The 15,146-nt window shown below is 64.9% G+C and carries 18 protein-coding genes; 17 read left to right on the forward strand and 1 reads right to left on the reverse strand.

Going from position 1 to position 15,146, the window contains the following annotated elements:
* Positions 1–9 precede the first annotated feature (9 nt).
* From rplR to rplQ, 10 genes are all read left to right on the forward strand, one after another.
* Entirely contained in the window at positions 10–372 is a 363-nt protein-coding gene (gene rplR, locus DB459_RS19215) for a 50S ribosomal protein L18 (protein ID WP_253706842.1), read from the forward strand.
* Positions 373–488: 116 nt separating this feature from the next.
* On the forward strand, positions 489–1,064 hold the full coding sequence (rpsE, locus tag DB459_RS19220) for a 30S ribosomal protein S5 (RefSeq protein WP_253706843.1): 576 nt from the start codon (positions 489–491) through the stop codon (positions 1,062–1,064).
* Positions 1,065–1,086: 22 nt separating this feature from the next.
* On the forward strand, positions 1,087–1,281 hold the full coding sequence (gene rpmD, locus DB459_RS19225) for a 50S ribosomal protein L30 (protein WP_253706844.1): 195 nt from the start codon (positions 1,087–1,089) through the stop codon (positions 1,279–1,281).
* Between the two features lie 12 nt (positions 1,282–1,293).
* Positions 1,294–1,785, forward strand: coding sequence for a 50S ribosomal protein L15 (rplO, locus tag DB459_RS19230; protein ID WP_253706845.1), 492 nt, complete (start codon positions 1,294–1,296; stop codon positions 1,783–1,785).
* Positions 1,786–1,898: 113 nt separating this feature from the next.
* A complete protein-coding gene (gene secY, locus DB459_RS19235) occupies positions 1,899–3,230 on the forward strand; it encodes a preprotein translocase subunit SecY (RefSeq protein WP_253706846.1) in 1,332 nt (443 codons plus the stop codon).
* Positions 3,227–4,207: an adenylate kinase gene (locus tag DB459_RS19240; protein ID WP_253706847.1), complete on the forward strand. Its 981-nt coding sequence runs from the start codon at positions 3,227–3,229 to the stop codon at positions 4,205–4,207. Before secY ends, DB459_RS19240 begins: the two co-directional genes overlap by 4 nt.
* Before the next feature lie 151 nt (positions 4,208–4,358).
* Positions 4,359–4,727 (forward strand): 30S ribosomal protein S13, encoded by a 369-nt coding sequence (gene rpsM, locus DB459_RS19245; protein WP_253706848.1) that lies wholly within the window; start codon positions 4,359–4,361, stop codon positions 4,725–4,727.
* Positions 4,728–4,850: 123 nt separating this feature from the next.
* Positions 4,851–5,240, forward strand: a complete 390-nt coding sequence (gene rpsK / locus DB459_RS19250) for a 30S ribosomal protein S11 (RefSeq protein ID WP_006021048.1) — start codon at positions 4,851–4,853, stop codon at positions 5,238–5,240.
* 109 nt (positions 5,241–5,349) lie between these two features.
* Entirely contained in the window at positions 5,350–6,381 is a 1,032-nt protein-coding gene (locus tag DB459_RS19255) for a DNA-directed RNA polymerase subunit alpha (RefSeq protein WP_253706849.1), read from the forward strand.
* A gap of 42 nt (positions 6,382–6,423) precedes the next feature.
* Positions 6,424–6,840 (forward strand): 50S ribosomal protein L17, encoded by a 417-nt coding sequence (gene rplQ / locus DB459_RS19260; RefSeq protein WP_253706850.1) that lies wholly within the window; start codon positions 6,424–6,426, stop codon positions 6,838–6,840.
* 116 nt (positions 6,841–6,956) lie between these two features.
* Here the strand turns inward: rplQ and DB459_RS19265 are convergent, their stop codons facing one another.
* Positions 6,957–7,970, reverse strand: coding sequence for a zinc-binding alcohol dehydrogenase family protein (locus DB459_RS19265; protein ID WP_253706851.1), 1,014 nt, complete (start codon positions 7,968–7,970; stop codon positions 6,957–6,959).
* 129 nt (positions 7,971–8,099) lie between these two features.
* On the opposite strand from DB459_RS19265, the gene DB459_RS19270 reads away from it, so the two are divergent.
* From DB459_RS19270 to DB459_RS19300, 7 genes are all read left to right on the forward strand, one after another.
* Complete coding sequence (locus DB459_RS19270) at positions 8,100–8,450, forward strand: helix-turn-helix domain-containing protein (RefSeq protein WP_253706852.1); 351 nt, start codon at positions 8,100–8,102, stop codon at positions 8,448–8,450.
* A gap of 103 nt (positions 8,451–8,553) precedes the next feature.
* The gene (locus tag DB459_RS19275) at positions 8,554–9,951 is read left to right on the forward strand and encodes a DegQ family serine endoprotease (protein WP_253706853.1); all 1,398 of its coding nucleotides are present in this window, start codon (positions 8,554–8,556) and stop codon (positions 9,949–9,951) included.
* Entirely contained in the window at positions 9,948–11,279 is a 1,332-nt protein-coding gene (locus DB459_RS19280) for a replication-associated recombination protein A (RefSeq protein ID WP_253706854.1), read from the forward strand. The genes DB459_RS19275 and DB459_RS19280 overlap by 4 nt, the downstream gene beginning before the upstream one ends.
* 130 nt (positions 11,280–11,409) lie before the next feature.
* Positions 11,410–11,859, forward strand: a complete 450-nt coding sequence (locus DB459_RS19285) for a hypothetical protein (RefSeq protein WP_253706855.1) — start codon at positions 11,410–11,412, stop codon at positions 11,857–11,859.
* Between the two features lie 125 nt (positions 11,860–11,984).
* Entirely contained in the window at positions 11,985–13,463 is a 1,479-nt protein-coding gene (locus tag DB459_RS19290; protein ID WP_253706856.1) for an RluA family pseudouridine synthase, read from the forward strand.
* A gap of 34 nt (positions 13,464–13,497) precedes the next feature.
* Complete coding sequence (locus DB459_RS19295) at positions 13,498–13,818, forward strand: hypothetical protein (protein WP_253706857.1); 321 nt, start codon at positions 13,498–13,500, stop codon at positions 13,816–13,818.
* Positions 13,819–14,000: 182 nt separating this feature from the next.
* Positions 14,001–14,777, forward strand: a complete 777-nt coding sequence (locus DB459_RS19300) for an ATP12 family chaperone protein (RefSeq protein ID WP_253706858.1) — start codon at positions 14,001–14,003, stop codon at positions 14,775–14,777.
* Positions 14,778–15,146 lie beyond the last annotated feature (369 nt).

The raw sequence follows: 15,146 nt of genomic DNA on the forward strand, positions 1-15,146 counted from the left end.
GAGCGGGTCATGTCGAAACTCAAGGTCACGAATGCCCGTCGCAAGAATCGCGTGCGGCTGCAGTTGCGGCGCACCGGTGCCGGCCGCCCGCGGCTGTCGGTGTTCCGTTCGTCGAAGCACATCTACGCCCAGGTCATCGACGACCTGAAGGGCGTGACGTTGGCTTCGGCCTCGTCGCTGGAGAAGTCGCTGCGCGATGGCAGCAAGACCGGCGCCGACATCGATGCGGCGAGCGCGGTCGGCAAGCTGGTGGCGGAACGCGCCGTCAAGAACGGCGTCAAGGAAGTGGTCTTCGACCGCGGGCAGTATCTCTATCACGGTCGCGTCAAGGCGCTGGCCGATGCGGCGCGCGAAGGCGGGCTGAGTTTCTAAGGGCGTGGTCCGGAAGGCCGGGGTGCCGGATCTTCCGATCGGGGCCAGGCTCAGTGGATTGAAGTTGAACGGACACAGGACAGGGGCGGAGCGCTCCTCAAGGATTGGACAGCACCATGGCAGGTGAACGCGAACGCGGCGGCCGCGAACGGAACAGGGAGCGCGAAGAGCGCGACAGCGAGTTTGTCGACAAGCTCGTTCACATCAATCGCGTCGCCAAGGTGGTCAAGGGCGGCAAGCGCTTCGGCTTCGCGGCGCTGGTCGTCATCGGTGACCAGAAGGGCCGCGTCGGCTTCGGCCACGGCAAGGCGCGCGAGGTTCCTGAGGCGATCCGCAAGGCCACCGACTCGGCCAAGCGCAATCTGACGCGGGTGCCGCTGCGCGAAGGTCGCACGCTGCATCACGACATTGCCGGCCGTCACGGCGCCGGCAAGGTCTATCTCCGCGCGGCCCCTCCCGGTACCGGCATCATCGCCGGCGGTCCGATGCGCGCCGTGTTCGAGACGCTGGGCATCCAGGACGTGGTGGCGAAGTCGATCGGTTCGTCGAATCCGTACAACATGGTGCGTGCGACCTTCAACGCGCTCAAGCATCAGGATTCACCGCGTTCGGTCGCCAACCGCCGCAATCTCAAGGTTTCCGTGCTGCAGTCGCGCCGTATCGGCGGCGACGCCGAAGCGGCCGCGGACTGATCGGCGCCGAGGAGTTTGAGCAATGGCCAAGGCCGCAAAGACCATCAAGATCGAGCAGACCGGTAGCCCCATCCGTCGCCACGAGTCGCAGCGCGCGACCCTGGTCGGGCTCGGTCTCAACAAGATCGGCCGCGTTGCCGAGGTGGAAGACACCCCGTCGGTTCGCGGCATGATCCAGAAGGTTCAGCACCTCGTCCGCGTCGTCGACGAGAAGTAAGGAGACAGGGCGATGAAGCTCAGCGATCTCGCCGACAATCCCGGCTCGCGCAAGAAGCGCATGCGAGTGGGCCGCGGCATCGGTTCCGGCAAGGGCAAGACCAGCGGCCGTGGCGGCAAGGGTCAGACCGCACGCAGCGGTGTCCGCATCAAGGGTTTCGAAGGCGGTCAGATGCCGTTGCATCGCCGTCTGCCGAAGCGCGGTTTCAACAACATCTTCCGGCTCGACCTCACCGAGGTCAATCTCGACCGGATCCAGGCGGCGATCGACGCCAAGAAGCTGGACGCTGGAGCGACGGTCGACGCCGCGGCGTTGGTCGAGGCCGGCGTGCTGCGCCGCGCCCGCGACGGCGTGCGCCTGCTCGGCCGCGGCGAGCTCAAGTCCAAGATCACGGTCGAGGTCCATGGCGCCTCCAAGTCCGCCGTCGAGGCGGTGGAGAAGGCGGGTGGCTCGGTCAAGATCCTGGCGCCGCGCGAGGCCGAAGGCGAGCAGAAGGCGTCTTAAGAATGCGTCAGGCCCGGCCTTGTGCCGGGCGTCCGCGTCTTTACCTGTGTCACTGCAGAAGACGGGGATGGCCGCTGCCTGGCGGCCATGATGAGTGAAAGGACCGGGGTTACATGGCCTCCGCAGCAGAACAACTTGCCGCCAACCTGAACTTTTCGGCGTTCGCGAAGGCCGACGAACTCAAGAAGCGCATCTGGTTTACTCTGGGTGCGCTGCTTGTTTATCGGCTCGGGACCTATATCCCGTTGCCCGGCATCGATCCTGCCATTTGGGAACAGGTGTTTCGCACCCAGCAGGGCGGCATTCTCGGCATGTTCAATATGTTCGCCGGCGGCGGCATCCACCGCATGGCGATCTTCGCGCTGAACATCATGCCGTACATCTCGGCGTCGATCATCATTCAGCTGCTGACGACGGTGTCGCCGTCGCTCGAGGCGCTGAAGAAGGAAGGCGAGGCCGGCCGCAAGACGCTGAACCAGTACACCCGCTATCTCACGGTGCTGCTGGCGGCATTCCAGTCCTACGGCATCGCCGTTGGTCTCGAAGGGGCAGGTAACGTGGTCGCCGATCCGGGCATGTTCTTCCGGGTCTCCACGGCCATCACCCTGACCGGCGGAACCATGTTCCTGATGTGGCTCGGCGAGCAGATCACCTCGCGCGGCATCGGCAACGGCATCTCGCTGATCATCCTGTCCGGCATCGTCGCCGAGTTGCCGTCGGCGATCGCCGGCACCCTCGAGCTCGGCCGCCAAGGCGCGCTCTCCACCGGCATCATCCTGCTGATCATGGTAATGGCCGTGGCGGTGATCGCCTTCATCGTCTTCATGGAACGGGCGCAGCGCCGGCTGCTGATCCAATATCCGAAGCGTCAGGTCGGCAACAAGATGTTCGAGGGCCAATCCTCGCATCTGCCGCTGAAGCTCAACACCTCGGGCGTGATCCCGCCGATTTTCGCTTCGTCGCTGCTGCTGTTGCCGACCACGGTTGCGAACTTCAACGCCGGCAAGGGGCCAGAGTGGTTCCAGTGGCTCACGACCCAGCTCGGCCATGGCAGGCCGTTGTTCCTGGTGCTCTACCTGGCGTTGATCGTGTTCTTTGCCTTCTTCTACACCGCCATCGTGTTCAACCCGACCGAGACCGCGGACAACCTGAAGAAGCACGGCGGCTTCATTCCGGGCATCCGCCCCGGTGAGCGCACCGCGGAATACATTGACTACGTGCTGTCGCGAATCACTGTGCTCGGCGCTATCTATCTGGCGATCGTCTGCCTGATCCCGGAAATCCTGATTTCCTACGCCTCGGTGCCGTTCTACTTCGGCGGCACCTCGCTTCTTATCGTGGTCAGTGTGACGATGGATACCGTCGCCCAGGTGCAGGGCTATCTGTTGGCCCACCAGTACGAAGGGCTGATCAGGAAATCAAAGCTGAGGGGCCGTCGTCGATGAGATTGATCCTTCTCGGGCCGCCGGGAGCCGGCAAGGGAACACAGGCGAAACTTCTGGTCGAACGTTATGGCATCGTGCCGCTGTCCACCGGCGACATGCTGCGGGCGGCTGTGGTCGCCGAAACGCCGATCGGGCTGAAGGCCAAGGACATCATGGCGAGCGGCGCCTTGGTGCCCGATGACGTCGTGATTGGCATCATCGCCGATCGCATTGCCCAGCCGGACGCCGCCAAGGGCTTCATCCTTGATGGCTTTCCGCGCACGGTGCCGCAAGCCGAAGCGCTCGATGCGCTTCTCAAGGCGCGGGGCCTGAAGCTCGACGCGGTGATCGAACTGCGGGTCAACGAGAGCGCGCTGCTGCAGCGGGTCGAAACCCGGGTGGCGCAGATGCAGGCCCGCGGCGAAACGGTGCGGGCCGACGACACTCCCGAAGTGCTGTCCAAGCGCCTGGGGGCCTATCGTGCCCAGACCGCGCCGCTGGTGCACTATTATTCCGAGCGTCGGATGCTGGTGACCATCGACGGCATGATGTCGATCGATGAGGTCACCCGCGAGATTGCCCGGGTGCTGGACGCCGTTGTTGGCCGCGATACCTTGAAAAAAGGGGCAAAGCCGGCTCGCAAGCGCTCGGCGAAGAAGGCCGGTGCCCCCCGGAAGCCGGTCAGGCCGGCGGTGAAGGCTGGCGCGAAAAAGGCTGCCAAGGCCGGCCGCAAGACGGGCAAGGCCGTACCGGAGACCGCGAAAAAGGCCGCCAGGAAGGCCTCCAGCGGGAAGAAGGCGGTGAAGAAGGCGGCCAAGAAATCCGCCGCGAAACCGGGCAGGGCAGCTGCTCGCAAGGCGGGGCGGGGTGCGGGGAGCCGGAAGGTGACCAAGGCGGCCCGGAGTACCGCCAGAACGGCAAAAAACGCGAAAAAAGCCGGCCGGAAGGTCGCCAAAACAAGGACCAAGGCATCCAGACGGTTGACGAAACGCCGTTGAATCCTTTAATAAGCCCGCATCCAGTCGGATACGTTTCGGACGATGCCGGGCCCCGAGAGCAACCAGGGCAGGGCGTCGTGTTTGCGTTTGTGAACACCGCCCGACGACAGAGCAAGATCCGGCCACTAGGCTGGTAACAGGAGTGAAGACCGTGGCCCGTATCGCCGGTGTCAATATCCCGACCAACAAGCGCGTGCTGATTGCGCTGCAGTACATTCATGGCATCGGCCAGAAGAACGCGGCCGATATCCTCGACAAGGTGAAGATTCCGGTCGATCGCCGCGTCAACCAGCTCACCGACCAGGAAGTGCTGCAGATCCGCGAAGTCATCGACCGCGACTACCTGGTCGAGGGCGATCTGCGCCGCGAGGTCGGCATCAACATCAAACGTCTGATGGACCTCGGCTGCTATCGTGGCCTGCGCCATCGTCGCGGCCTGCCGGTGCGCGGTCAGCGCACCCACACCAACGCGCGCACCCGCAAGGGTCCCGCGAAGGCGATTGCCGGCAAGAAGAAGTAAGTTTCGGCCGGCGCTAGCGCCGGCTTTCGTTGAGATCGACGGTCCCGCGTTTCGCTCGGCCGAACGAAGAAAAGTTGTATTCCCCAGCGTCCGGAATCACGGACGCGCTTGAAGGAAGAGAAAATGGGTAAAGAGGCCACCCGCGTCCGTCGCCGCGAGCGCAAGAACATCGCATCCGGCATTGCGCACGTGAACTCGTCGTTCAACAACACGACCATCACCATCACCGACGCGCAGGGCAACACCATTGCCTGGTCGTCGGCTGGTACCATGGGTTTCAAGGGCTCGCGCAAGTCGACCCCCTATGCGGCGCAGGTCGCCGCCGAGGACGTGTCGAAGAAGGCGCAGGAACACGGCATGCGCACCCTCGAGGTCGAGGTTGCCGGACCGGGGTCCGGTCGTGAATCGGCGCTGCGCGCGCTGCAGGCGGCGGGCTTCACCGTCACCTCGATCCGCGACGTGACCACCATCCCGCACAACGGCTGCCGGCCGCGCAAGCGCCGCCGCGTGTGAGGGCAGACGGCGGACGGCTCGGCCGTCCGCCTTGCTTTTGAAGACATTTGTTGCGCGGACAGATCCGCTATCTCAAGCGCCAGTATCCTCCAACGCCAGCTAAGATGGCATGGGTGAGACAGTGACGATCCAGAAGAATTGGCAAGAACTTATTCGTCCCAACAAGCTCCACGTGACGCCGGGCGGCGATGCCAGCCGCGTCGCGACCGTGGTGGCCGAGCCGCTTGAGCGTGGCTTCGGTCAGACGCTCGGCAACGCCCTGCGCCGCATCCTCCTGTCCTCGCTGCAGGGCGCGGCGGTGCAGTCGGTGCACATCGACGGCGTGCTGCACGAATTCTCCTCGATCGCCGGCGTGCGCGAGGACGTTACCGATATTGTCCTCAACATCAAGGACATCTCGATCAAGATGCAGGGCGAAGGCCCCAAGCGGATGGTCGTGAAGAAGCAGGGCCCTGGTGTCGTCACCGCCGGGGATATCCAGACCGTCGGCGACGTTGTCGTGCTCAACCCGGAACTGCAGATCTGCACCCTCGACGAGGGCGCCGAGATCCGCATGGAGTTCACCGTGAATTCCGGCAAGGGCTACGTGGCCTCCGAGCGCAACCGCCCCGAGGACGCGCCGATCGGCTTGATCCCGGTGGACAGCCTGTTCTCGCCGGTCCGCAAGGTCTCCTACAAGGTCGAGAATACCCGTGAGGGACAGATCCTCGACTACGACAAGCTGACCATGACCATCGAGACCAACGGCGCGATCACGCCGGAGGACGCGCTGGCCTACTCCGCCCGCATCCTTCAGGATCAGCTCAACGTCTTCGTCAACTTCGAGGAGCCGCGTAAGGAAGTGGCGGCCGAGGTCATTCCGGATCTCGCCTTCAACCCGGCCTTCCTCAAGAAGGTCGACGAGCTCGAATTGTCGGTGCGTTCGGCGAACTGCCTGAAGAACGACAACATCGTCTACATCGGCGATCTCGTGCAGAAGTCGGAAGCGGAAATGCTCCGCACCCCGAATTTCGGTCGCAAGTCGCTGAACGAAATCAAGGAAGTGCTGGCTCAGATGGGGCTGCATCTCGGCATGGAAGTGCCGGGCTGGCCGCCCGAGAACATCGACGAGCTCGCCAAGCGCTTCGAAGATCATTATTAAGTTCGGTTAAGACCGCCCGCGGGCGGCAGCAGGAGAGACGCCATGCGTCACGGCAAGGTTCACCGCAAGCTCAATCGCACCGCCGAGCACCGGCGCGCGATGTTTGCCAACATGTCAGCGGCCCTGATCAAGCACGAGCAGATCGTCACCACGCTGCCGAAGGCCAAGGAATTGCGGCCGATCGTCGAAAAGCTGGTGACGCTCGGCAAGCGCGGCGGCCTCGCCCTGCGCCGCCAGGCGATCGGCGAGCTGCGCGACGTCGAGCAGGCCAAGAAGCTCTTCGACGTGCTGGCGCCGCGCTACAAGGACCGCAATGGCGGTTACCTGCGCATCATCAAGGCCGGCTTCCGCTACGGCGACAACGCGGCGATGGCGGTGATCGAGTTCGTCGACCGCGACGTCGACGCCAAGGGCCGGGACTCCGGTCCGGTGCAGGAGCGGGTTGAAGAGGCGGCCTGAGCCTCGACGCTTCCTTCGACGACGTTGCCTTCAACGACGTCCCCTTGAACTGAGTTCTGAAAGCGGCGCTTCGGCGCCGCTTTCGCGTTCCGGATGGTGGCTCGGCGCTGCCGAGGTCACCAGCCCTCCAGCACCAATTTGCCGGTGGTGCGGCCGCCTTCGATCGCGGCGTGGGCCTTCTTCAGCGTCGCCGCATCGATGCGGCCGAGCACCTTGTCGAGCGTGGTGCGCAGCACGCCGTTGTCGATCAGGCTGGCTGCGTCATTGAGCAGGCGGTGCTGGGCGATCATGTCGGGTGTCTGGAACGACGATCGCGTGAACATCGATTCCCAGTGCAGCGAGCCGGCCTTGCCCTTGAGCAGCGTGGCGTCGAGACTCGTCGGATCGTCGATCAGGCCGATCTTGCCCTGGGGCGCCAGAATGTCGGTGAGGGCGCGATAGTGTTGGTCGGTGTTGGTCAGGCTGGCGATCAAGCGCACCGGCGGCAGCTTGAGCCCCTCGACCTGCTCCCTGAGCGGCTTGGAATGGTCGATCACCGCATGGGCGCCGAGGTCGTGGCACCATTTGGTGGATTCGGGGCGCGAAGCGGTGGCGACCACGGCGAGGCCGGTCAGGCGCCGCGCCAGCTGGATCAGCATCGAGCCCACGCCGCCGGCGCCGCCGACGATCAGCAAGGTCCGCGGGTCGATGCTCTTGCCCGGCTGCACCTCGAGACGGTCAAATAGCAGTTCCCAAGCGGTGATGGTGGTTAAAGCCAGCGCCGCCGACTGGGCGAAGGAGAGCGACTTCGGCTTGCGACCGACGATCCGCTCGTCGACGAGGTGAAACTCGGAATTGGTGCCCTGGCGCTGGATCGAACCGGCGTAATAGACCTCGTCACCCGGCTTGAACAAGGTCACCTCGGGACCGACGGCATCGACGACCCCGGCGGCGTCGAAGCCGAGGATCTTGAATTCCCCGGCTTTCGGCTCGGCCCGCTTGCGCACCTTGGTGTCCACCGGGTTGACCGAGACGGCGCGCACTGCGACCCGCAGATCGCGTGCCTTGGGCTCGGGCTGCGGCACCTCGATGTTGCGCAGCGAATCCTCAGCTTCGATGGGAAGGGATTTGGCGTAGCCGACAGCTTTCATCGGATATCTCCTGAAGGGGAAACGCGCCCCTAAGGGCGGCCATGCCGTTAGATTCCGTGCCAGGGCTATGATTGCAAGTACGGTCCATTAGTGGCTATAGTGCCTAAAGGGATACTATTGGCTCGACCCATGAAGCGGAAGGATTTCGACTGCGCACCGGGCTGCCCGGTGGAGGTCACCCTCGATCTCATCGATGGCAAATGGAAGGGCGTGATCCTCTATCACCTGCAGCAGGGCACCTGCAGGTTCGGCGAACTGCGGCGCCGGCTGCCGCGGGTGACGCAGCGCATGCTGACCAAGCAGCTCCGCGCCCTGGAGCAGGACGGGCTGATCCTCCGCAAGGTCTATGCTGAGGTGCCGCCCCGGGTGGAATACAGCCTGACCGAGACCGGCGAGCGCTTGCGGCCGGTGATCGAGGCGCTGCGCGTCTGGGGTGAGGATTATCGCGACCGCGCCCGCCAGCAGGGCGCCGCGGCCTGACGCGCGGTTCGCCGAAGGCGGGGAACGGACCCCGCGGGACGTGCGTCGAGGCTCCTGAGGCCCTATATACGGCGCGATTTTCCGCCAATTGCAGGACGATTCGATGCTCCGTCAGATTTCCTTTGCCGTCGCCGCCCTGACCTTTGTGGCGCTGGCGCCCCCTGCGCTGGCGCAGGATCGGGTGGTGCCGACCTCCCAGAACCAGCTCCGGCTGTCCTACGCGCCGATCGTCCAGCGGGTACAGCCGGCCGTGGTCAACGTCTATGCGGCGAAGGTGATCCAGAATCGCAATCCGCTGCTCGACGATCCGATCTTCCGCCGGTTCTTCGGCGTACCCGGCCAGCAGCCCGAGCAGATGCAGCGCTCGCTGGGCTCGGGCGTGATGGTCGATGCCGCGGGCCTCGTCGTCACCAACAACCACGTCATCGAGGGGGCCGACCAGGTCAAGATCTCGCTCGCCGACAAGCGGGAGTTCGAGGCGGAGATCGTCCTGAAGGACACTCGCAGTGATCTCGCGGTGCTGCGCGTCAAGGACGCCAAGGAACGTTTTCCGACTCTCGACTTCGCCAATTCCGACGAGTTGCAAGTCGGCGACGTGGTGCTGGCGATCGGTAATCCCTTCGGCGTCGGCCAGACCGTCACCCACGGGATCGTCTCGGCGCTGGCGCGCACCCAGGTCGGTATTACCGACTACCAGTTCTTCATCCAGACTGACGCGGCAATCAACCCGGGCAATTCCGGCGGCGCGCTGGTCGACATGAACGGTCGCCTGGTCGGCATCAACACCGCGATCTTCTCGCGCTCCGGCGGTTCGCAGGGCATCGGCTTCGCCATCCCCGCCAACATGGTGCGGGTGGTCGTCGCCTCCGCCAAGAACGGCGGCAGCGCGGTCAAGCGTCCCTGGCTCGGTGCCCGGCTGCAGGCGGTCACGCCGGAAATTGCCGAGACCATCGGCCTGCCGCGCCCTACCGGCGCGCTGGTCGCGAGTGTCGTCGCCGACAGCCCGGCGGCGCGCGCCGGGCTGAAGCTGTCGGACCTGATCACGGGGGTCGAGGGCCAGACCATCGACGATCCCAATGCCTTCGACTATCGCTTCGCCACCCGGCCGCTCGGCGGCAGCGCCACCATCGATGTGATGCGCGGCGGCAAGACACTTCGCCTTGCGGTTCCGCTGGAAACTGCGCCCGACACCGGTCGCGACGAGGTCTCCATCACCGGCCGCAGTCCCTTCCAGGGTGCCAAGGTGGCCAATATCTCGCCGGCACTCGCGGACGAGATGCATCTCGACGCCGCGGCCGAGGGCATCATCATCACCGGCGTTGCCGAGGACGGGCTTGCGGCCAATGTCGGTTTCCAGAAGGGAGACATCGTCACCGCGGTGAACGGGCAGAAGATCACCCACACGCGCGATCTCGTGCAGGCGACGCGGGAGGCGAGCCGGATCTGGCGGATCACCGTGATCCGTGGCGGCCAGCAGCTCTCGGTTGTGCTCGGCGGATGAGCCGTAACAAGCCGCCGGCACCCTCGCTGTTCGCCGCCGCCGGCCTCGAACAGGACACGCCGCATCCGCTGCCCGACCGGTTGCGCCCCAGGACGCTCGCCGATGTGGTCGGCCAGGACCACATCCTCGGCCCCGACGGCGCGCTGACCCGCATGCTCGAGACGCGCAGCCTTGGCTCGCTGGTCTTCTGGGGGCCGCCCGGTACCGGCAAGACCACCGTGGCGCGATTGCTCGCCGACGCCACCGAACTGCATTTCGAGCAGATTTCTGCGGTGTTTTCCGGCGTCGCCGACCTGAAGAAGGTGTTCGAGGCCGCGCGTGCCCGGCGCGAGAGCGGCAAGGGCACGCTGCTGTTCGTCGACGAGGTCCACCGCTTCAACCGCGCCCAGCAGGATTCCTTCCTGCCGGTGATGGAAGACGGCACCGTCGTGCTGGTCGGTGCCACCACCGAAAATCCCTCGTTCGAGCTCAACGCCGCTCTATTGTCGCGCGCACGGGTGCTGGTGTTCCGTTCGCTCGACGCCGCCGCAGTGGAGAAGCTGTTCGCCCGCGCCGAGGCAGTGGAGGGCAAGCCGCTGCCGCTCGACGCCGAGGCCCGCGCGGCACTGGCGCGCATGGCCGACGGCGACGGTCGGGCGGCGCTGACGCTGGTCGAGGAGGTCTGGCGCTCGGCACGCCCCGGCGAAGTCTTCAATGCCGCGCAACTGCAGGAGATCCTGCAGCGCCGGGCTCCCATCTACGACAAGTCGGCCGACGGCCACTACAATCTGATCTCGGCGCTGCACAAATCGGTGCGCGGCTCGGATCCTGATGCAGCGCTGTATTACCTCGCGCGCATGTTCGACGCTGGTGAGGATCCGTTGTTTCTGGCCCGCCGCGTGGTGCGCATGGCTGTGGAGGACATCGGCCTTGCCGACCCGCAGGCGCTGGTAATCGCCAACGCCGCCAAGGATGCCTACGATTTCCTCGGCAGCCCGGAAGGCGAACTCGCCATTGCCCAGGCGGTGATCTATCTCGCCACCGCGCCCAAATCGAATGCAGCCTATGTCGCCTACGGCGAGGCCATGCGCACTGCCAAGCAGGCCGGGTCGCTGCTGCCGCCCAAGCACATCCTCAACGCCCCGACCTCGCTGATGAAATCGGAGGGCTATGGCGGCGGCTACCAGTACGACCATGACACGCCGGAGGGCTTCTCCGGCCAAAACTACTTTCCGGACGAACTCGGCCGGGTGACGTTTTACGATCCGCCTGATCGCGGCTTTGAGCGCGAAATCCGCAAACGGCTCGATTATTGGGCAAAACTGAGAGCCAACAAGAACGCGCGCTGATTGGTTCCGTTGCGCCCGACGATATCTTCGCATGCTTTGCAGCGGCAGTAACACAGTCCCGCCATTGTTTCGGAATGCAATCGCTGCTTCGAGGAAGGCTCGGGGCTGATCTAGGCGATGGAGCTTTTCGATGTGCGACTACAGCCTGCACCACGTAGCGTCGCGTCCGGCCAAGGCCGGCGATAAGTTGGTATCCTCCAGTTTCTTCAACTCTGTCAGTCGCGGCTTTGCCGATGTCGACGATCCGCATCTCGCCGTATGTCTGCGGCCAGGCACGGAGCTCGCATTCGATCGTGACGTCGAGGTGGAGCCGAACTTCATCCTGTTTCCGCGGCGAAAGATCCGCAGCCGCGTCGCGCGATTCCGCCAGATCGACATCGACAATCCGACCACCCACCACGATGCGCTGGAATTCCCAGACGGCCGGATCGTGATGGTGACGAGGTTGGTGCCGGGGCAGGTCGCGACCGTGTTGCAGATGCCGGTGATGCTGAATCCGACCGAGACGGCCGCTCAGAAGCGCCCGGCGATGACCGAGGAGGCGCGCCGATGGTGGCCCAGCACCGAGCCGCTGCGCTGACGCAAGCGGTGCGGCGAGGGGGAAAGACCTGCTTCCTTTTGCGAAACCAGCGCATTTGCGCTAGGTGAGCAGGGAAGCCGGCGCGACCTGCGGTCCGGTCAATCGGACAACAGGATCGGATCGGCATGAGCCGGCGCGTCAGAAGGCCATTGCAGCCGCGGGGCGGCGACACCCCCCGTGGCGGTTCGCCCAAGGGCGTCAACAAGGGCGCCAACAAGGGCGGCCGCTTCAGGAGCGAGCGTGGCAAGGACGATCGTCCGGCGAGTTCTCGCGGCAACGATCACCGCGACAAGGGCCACCGCGACAACGAGCGTCCGGCCAAGCGTGCCGGAGCGGGCCGCGCGATGCGCGGGCGTTTCGACGAGGAACGCGCCGGCGGCGCCCGCGATGAGCGCAAGGGCGGGCCCAAAGGCGCGGGTTCAGTCTCGCCCTTTTCCGGAAAACCTTCGCAAGCCCCGCCCTCAAAGACCAGGCTGCAATCCAAGCCACATCGAGCCGGAGGGGCCCCGCACACCCCGCGTCTTGATGCCGACCAGGCTGCGCGCAAGCCGGCGCAAGCCGGGGCGTTCGAAAGCCAGCGGCTGATCAACGCCGCCGAGGCGCAGCCATTGCCGAGCAAGGTGCAGACCGTGACCGTCACCGCCGACGAGAACGACATGCGGGTCGATCGCTTTCTCGAGGCGCGCTTTCCCGGGCTGTCCTTCTCCCACATCCAGCGCATCGTCCGCAAAGGCGAGTTGCGCGTCGACGGCAAGCGTGCCGACAGCAAGGATCGTCTGCGCGAGGGCCAGAGCGTGCGTATTCCGCCGCTGCGGCTCGATGCGCCGAATGGCGGCGGCGAAATCTCCGAGGCGCAGCAGAAGACCCGTGAGGCCCTCAAGGCGATGATCTTGTGGGAAGATGACGACGTGATGGTGCTGAACAAGCCGGCTGGCCTTGCCGTGCAGGGCGGCTCCGGCACGACGCGACACGTCGACCAGATGCTCGAGGTGCTGCGCGACGCCAAGGGCCAGCGCCCGCGACTCGTACATCGGCTCGACAAGGAAACCTCGGGCTGCCTTCTGATCGCCAAGACACGCTTTGCCGCCTCGAAGCTCGCGGGCTCGTTCCGGTCGCGCTCGGCCCGAAAGATCTATTGGGCACTGGTCGCCGGCGTGCCGAAGCCGAAGCAGGGGCGCATCTCCACCTTTCTGGCCAAGGAGGAGCGCGAGGACGATTCGGTGATGCGCATTGCCGAGCATGGCGATGAGGGCGCGAGCCATGCGGTGACTTATTACGCGGTCGTCGAAACCTCGGCCCAGAAGCTTGCCTGGGTGTCGCTCAAGCCCGTCACCGGCCGCACCCATCAACTCCGAGCCCACATGGCCCATATCGGCCATCCCATCGTCGGCGATCCGAAATATTTCAACAAGGAGAACTGGCAGCTGCCCGGCGGCCTGCAGAACCGGCTGCACCTGCTGGCACGGCGCATCGTCATTCCCCATCCGCGCGGTGGCGTCATCGACGCTACCGCACCGCTGCCGCAGCATATGCAGCAGTCCTGGAACTTGCTCGGCCTGGAGGCCGATCGCTTCGATCCGATCGAAGATGCGCCGGAAGAGTGAGCTTGCACCGGCGTTGCGCCGTGCCGATATGCAGATGATGAATCCGGTCCGTCATTTCGCCGTCATCGCCGCCGCGATGCTGCTATTTCCGCTGTCGGTTGCGTCCGCCCAGTACGTGGACATCCCGGTGGCGCCCGGCGTCGGACTGCCGCCGCCGCCACCTCCGCCGCCACCGCCGAAAATCGAGGTGCTGCCGGTGCCCAAGATGGACGCGCCGCTGCCGGCGCCGAGGGCCAACCTGCCGCAGCGGCCCTCGTTCAGCGACCGCGTGGCACGCTGCCTCGACGAGGCCGCCGCCATGGGGCTCAATACCGGCGATCGCGCCGAATATTCCCGCTCTTGCGCCCAACGCTAGTGTCCCGTCTCCGAATTACCGCTTCGTTTGCCTCACCCTCGCACGGTCATTCGGAGACATCGGGATACTAGCAAAATCAAAAAGCTAGTGTGGCTTATGTCTCGCAATTGCCTACAGGGGCTTGCCGCAAAGGGCATAGGCAATTGCGAGACGCCACACTAGAATCATAACTGGATCTGATCATGCGTGAATTGTTCGACGAAGTGGCAGGCAAATCGCCGCTTGATCCCAATGAGGCGGCACGCCAGTCGTCGCGGCCGGTGCTGCGCCGGCGCTTCTACGCCGAGGCCGAAGTGGCGTCGGCGGAAGAAGGGAGCTTCGTCGTAACGCTGGACGGCCGCACCATCAAGACACCGGCCAGGCGGGTGATGAGTGCCCCGGCGAAGGAGATCGCAGAAGCTATCGCCGTCGAATGGCGGTCGCAGGCCGAGACGGTCGACCCCGCATCCATGCCGCTGACGCGGCTCGCCAACAGCGTCATCGACGGCGTCGCTGACCGCGCCGACGAAGTCGCCGACGACATCGCCAGGTATTTCGGCTCGGACGCGCTGTTCTATCGTGCCGAGCATCCGCAGGCGCTGGTCACGCGCCAGGCGCAGCATTGGGATCCGGTCCTGTTCTGGGCGGCAGATGAACTCGGCGCGCATTTCATCCTTGCCCAAGGCGTCATGCATGTCGGCCAGCCCGAAGCCGCGATTGCCGCTGTCCGTGCCGTGTTGCCGGAGGATCCCTGGCGGCTCGGCGCCATGCATGTGGCCACGACGCTGACCGGCTCGGCGCTGCTGGCGCTGGCCCTGCTGCGCGGTCGTCTCGATGCCGACGCGGTCTGGACTGCCGCCCATGTCGACGAGGACTGGAATGTCGAGCAGTGGGGGGCCGACGAGGAGGTCAGCGCGCGGCGCGCGGCACGGCGGACCGAATTCGATGTCGCCAGCCGCATCCTTGCCGCGTTGGGCTGAGCTCGCACCGAACCGCTGGTTCCACAGCGGTTAACGGCAGTTTAACGCCAGCGACCTAGTGTCCTGTCTCCGAATTACCGCTTCATTTGCCTCACCCTCGCACGGTCATTCGGAGACATCAGGACACTAGTGTGGTGGATCTGACGCTCGTTTCAGTATTGCAGCGAGTTCTTCGAACGAGCGTCAGATCCAAAACCACACTAGAATCATAATGATGCTAGTGTCCCCTTGTTTCCAACGTTCGTATGAGCGCCTGCTGCAATGGGATACGAACGTTGGAAACAGGATACTTGCAAAATCAAAAAGCTAGTGTGGCTTATGTCTCGCAATTGCCTACAGGGGCTTGCCGCGAAGGGCGTAGGCAATTGC

The organism is Bradyrhizobium sp. WD16 (assembly GCF_024181725.1).
Classification (GTDB): Bacteria; Pseudomonadota; Alphaproteobacteria; order Rhizobiales; family Xanthobacteraceae; genus Bradyrhizobium_A.

What these genes read in the sequence shown, in the direction of transcription:
- DB459_RS19240 (WP_253706847.1), top strand. Translation starts at nt 3,227, where the DNA reads ATGAGATTGATCCTTCTCGGGCCGCCGGGAGCCGGCAAGGGAACACAG.
- DB459_RS19285 (WP_253706855.1), top strand. Translation starts at nt 11,410, where the DNA reads ATGTGCGACTACAGCCTGCACCACGTAGCGTCGCGTCCGGCCAAGGCC.
- rplQ (WP_253706850.1), top strand. Translation starts at nt 6,424, where the DNA reads ATGCGTCACGGCAAGGTTCACCGCAAGCTCAATCGCACCGCCGAGCAC.
- DB459_RS19300 (WP_253706858.1), top strand. Translation starts at nt 14,001, where the DNA reads ATGCGTGAATTGTTCGACGAAGTGGCAGGCAAATCGCCGCTTGATCCC.
- DB459_RS19295 (WP_253706857.1), top strand. Translation starts at nt 13,498, where the DNA reads ATGATGAATCCGGTCCGTCATTTCGCCGTCATCGCCGCCGCGATGCTG.
- rplO (WP_253706845.1), top strand. Translation starts at nt 1,294, where the DNA reads ATGAAGCTCAGCGATCTCGCCGACAATCCCGGCTCGCGCAAGAAGCGC.
- DB459_RS19270 (WP_253706852.1), top strand. Translation starts at nt 8,100, where the DNA reads ATGAAGCGGAAGGATTTCGACTGCGCACCGGGCTGCCCGGTGGAGGTC.
- rpsE (WP_253706843.1), top strand. Translation starts at nt 489, where the DNA reads ATGGCAGGTGAACGCGAACGCGGCGGCCGCGAACGGAACAGGGAGCGC.
- rpmD (WP_253706844.1), top strand. Translation starts at nt 1,087, where the DNA reads ATGGCCAAGGCCGCAAAGACCATCAAGATCGAGCAGACCGGTAGCCCC.
- DB459_RS19275 (WP_253706853.1), top strand. Translation starts at nt 8,554, where the DNA reads ATGCTCCGTCAGATTTCCTTTGCCGTCGCCGCCCTGACCTTTGTGGCG.
- rplR (WP_253706842.1), top strand. Translation starts at nt 10, where the DNA reads ATGTCGAAACTCAAGGTCACGAATGCCCGTCGCAAGAATCGCGTGCGG.
- rpsK (WP_006021048.1), top strand. Translation starts at nt 4,851, where the DNA reads ATGGGTAAAGAGGCCACCCGCGTCCGTCGCCGCGAGCGCAAGAACATC.
- DB459_RS19290 (WP_253706856.1), top strand. Translation starts at nt 11,985, where the DNA reads ATGAGCCGGCGCGTCAGAAGGCCATTGCAGCCGCGGGGCGGCGACACC.
- DB459_RS19265 (WP_253706851.1), bottom strand. Translation starts at nt 7,970, where the DNA reads ATGAAAGCTGTCGGCTACGCCAAATCCCTTCCCATCGAAGCTGAGGAT.
- DB459_RS19255 (WP_253706849.1), top strand. Translation starts at nt 5,350, where the DNA reads ATGGGTGAGACAGTGACGATCCAGAAGAATTGGCAAGAACTTATTCGT.
- secY (WP_253706846.1), top strand. Translation starts at nt 1,899, where the DNA reads ATGGCCTCCGCAGCAGAACAACTTGCCGCCAACCTGAACTTTTCGGCG.
- DB459_RS19280 (WP_253706854.1), top strand. Translation starts at nt 9,948, where the DNA reads ATGAGCCGTAACAAGCCGCCGGCACCCTCGCTGTTCGCCGCCGCCGGC.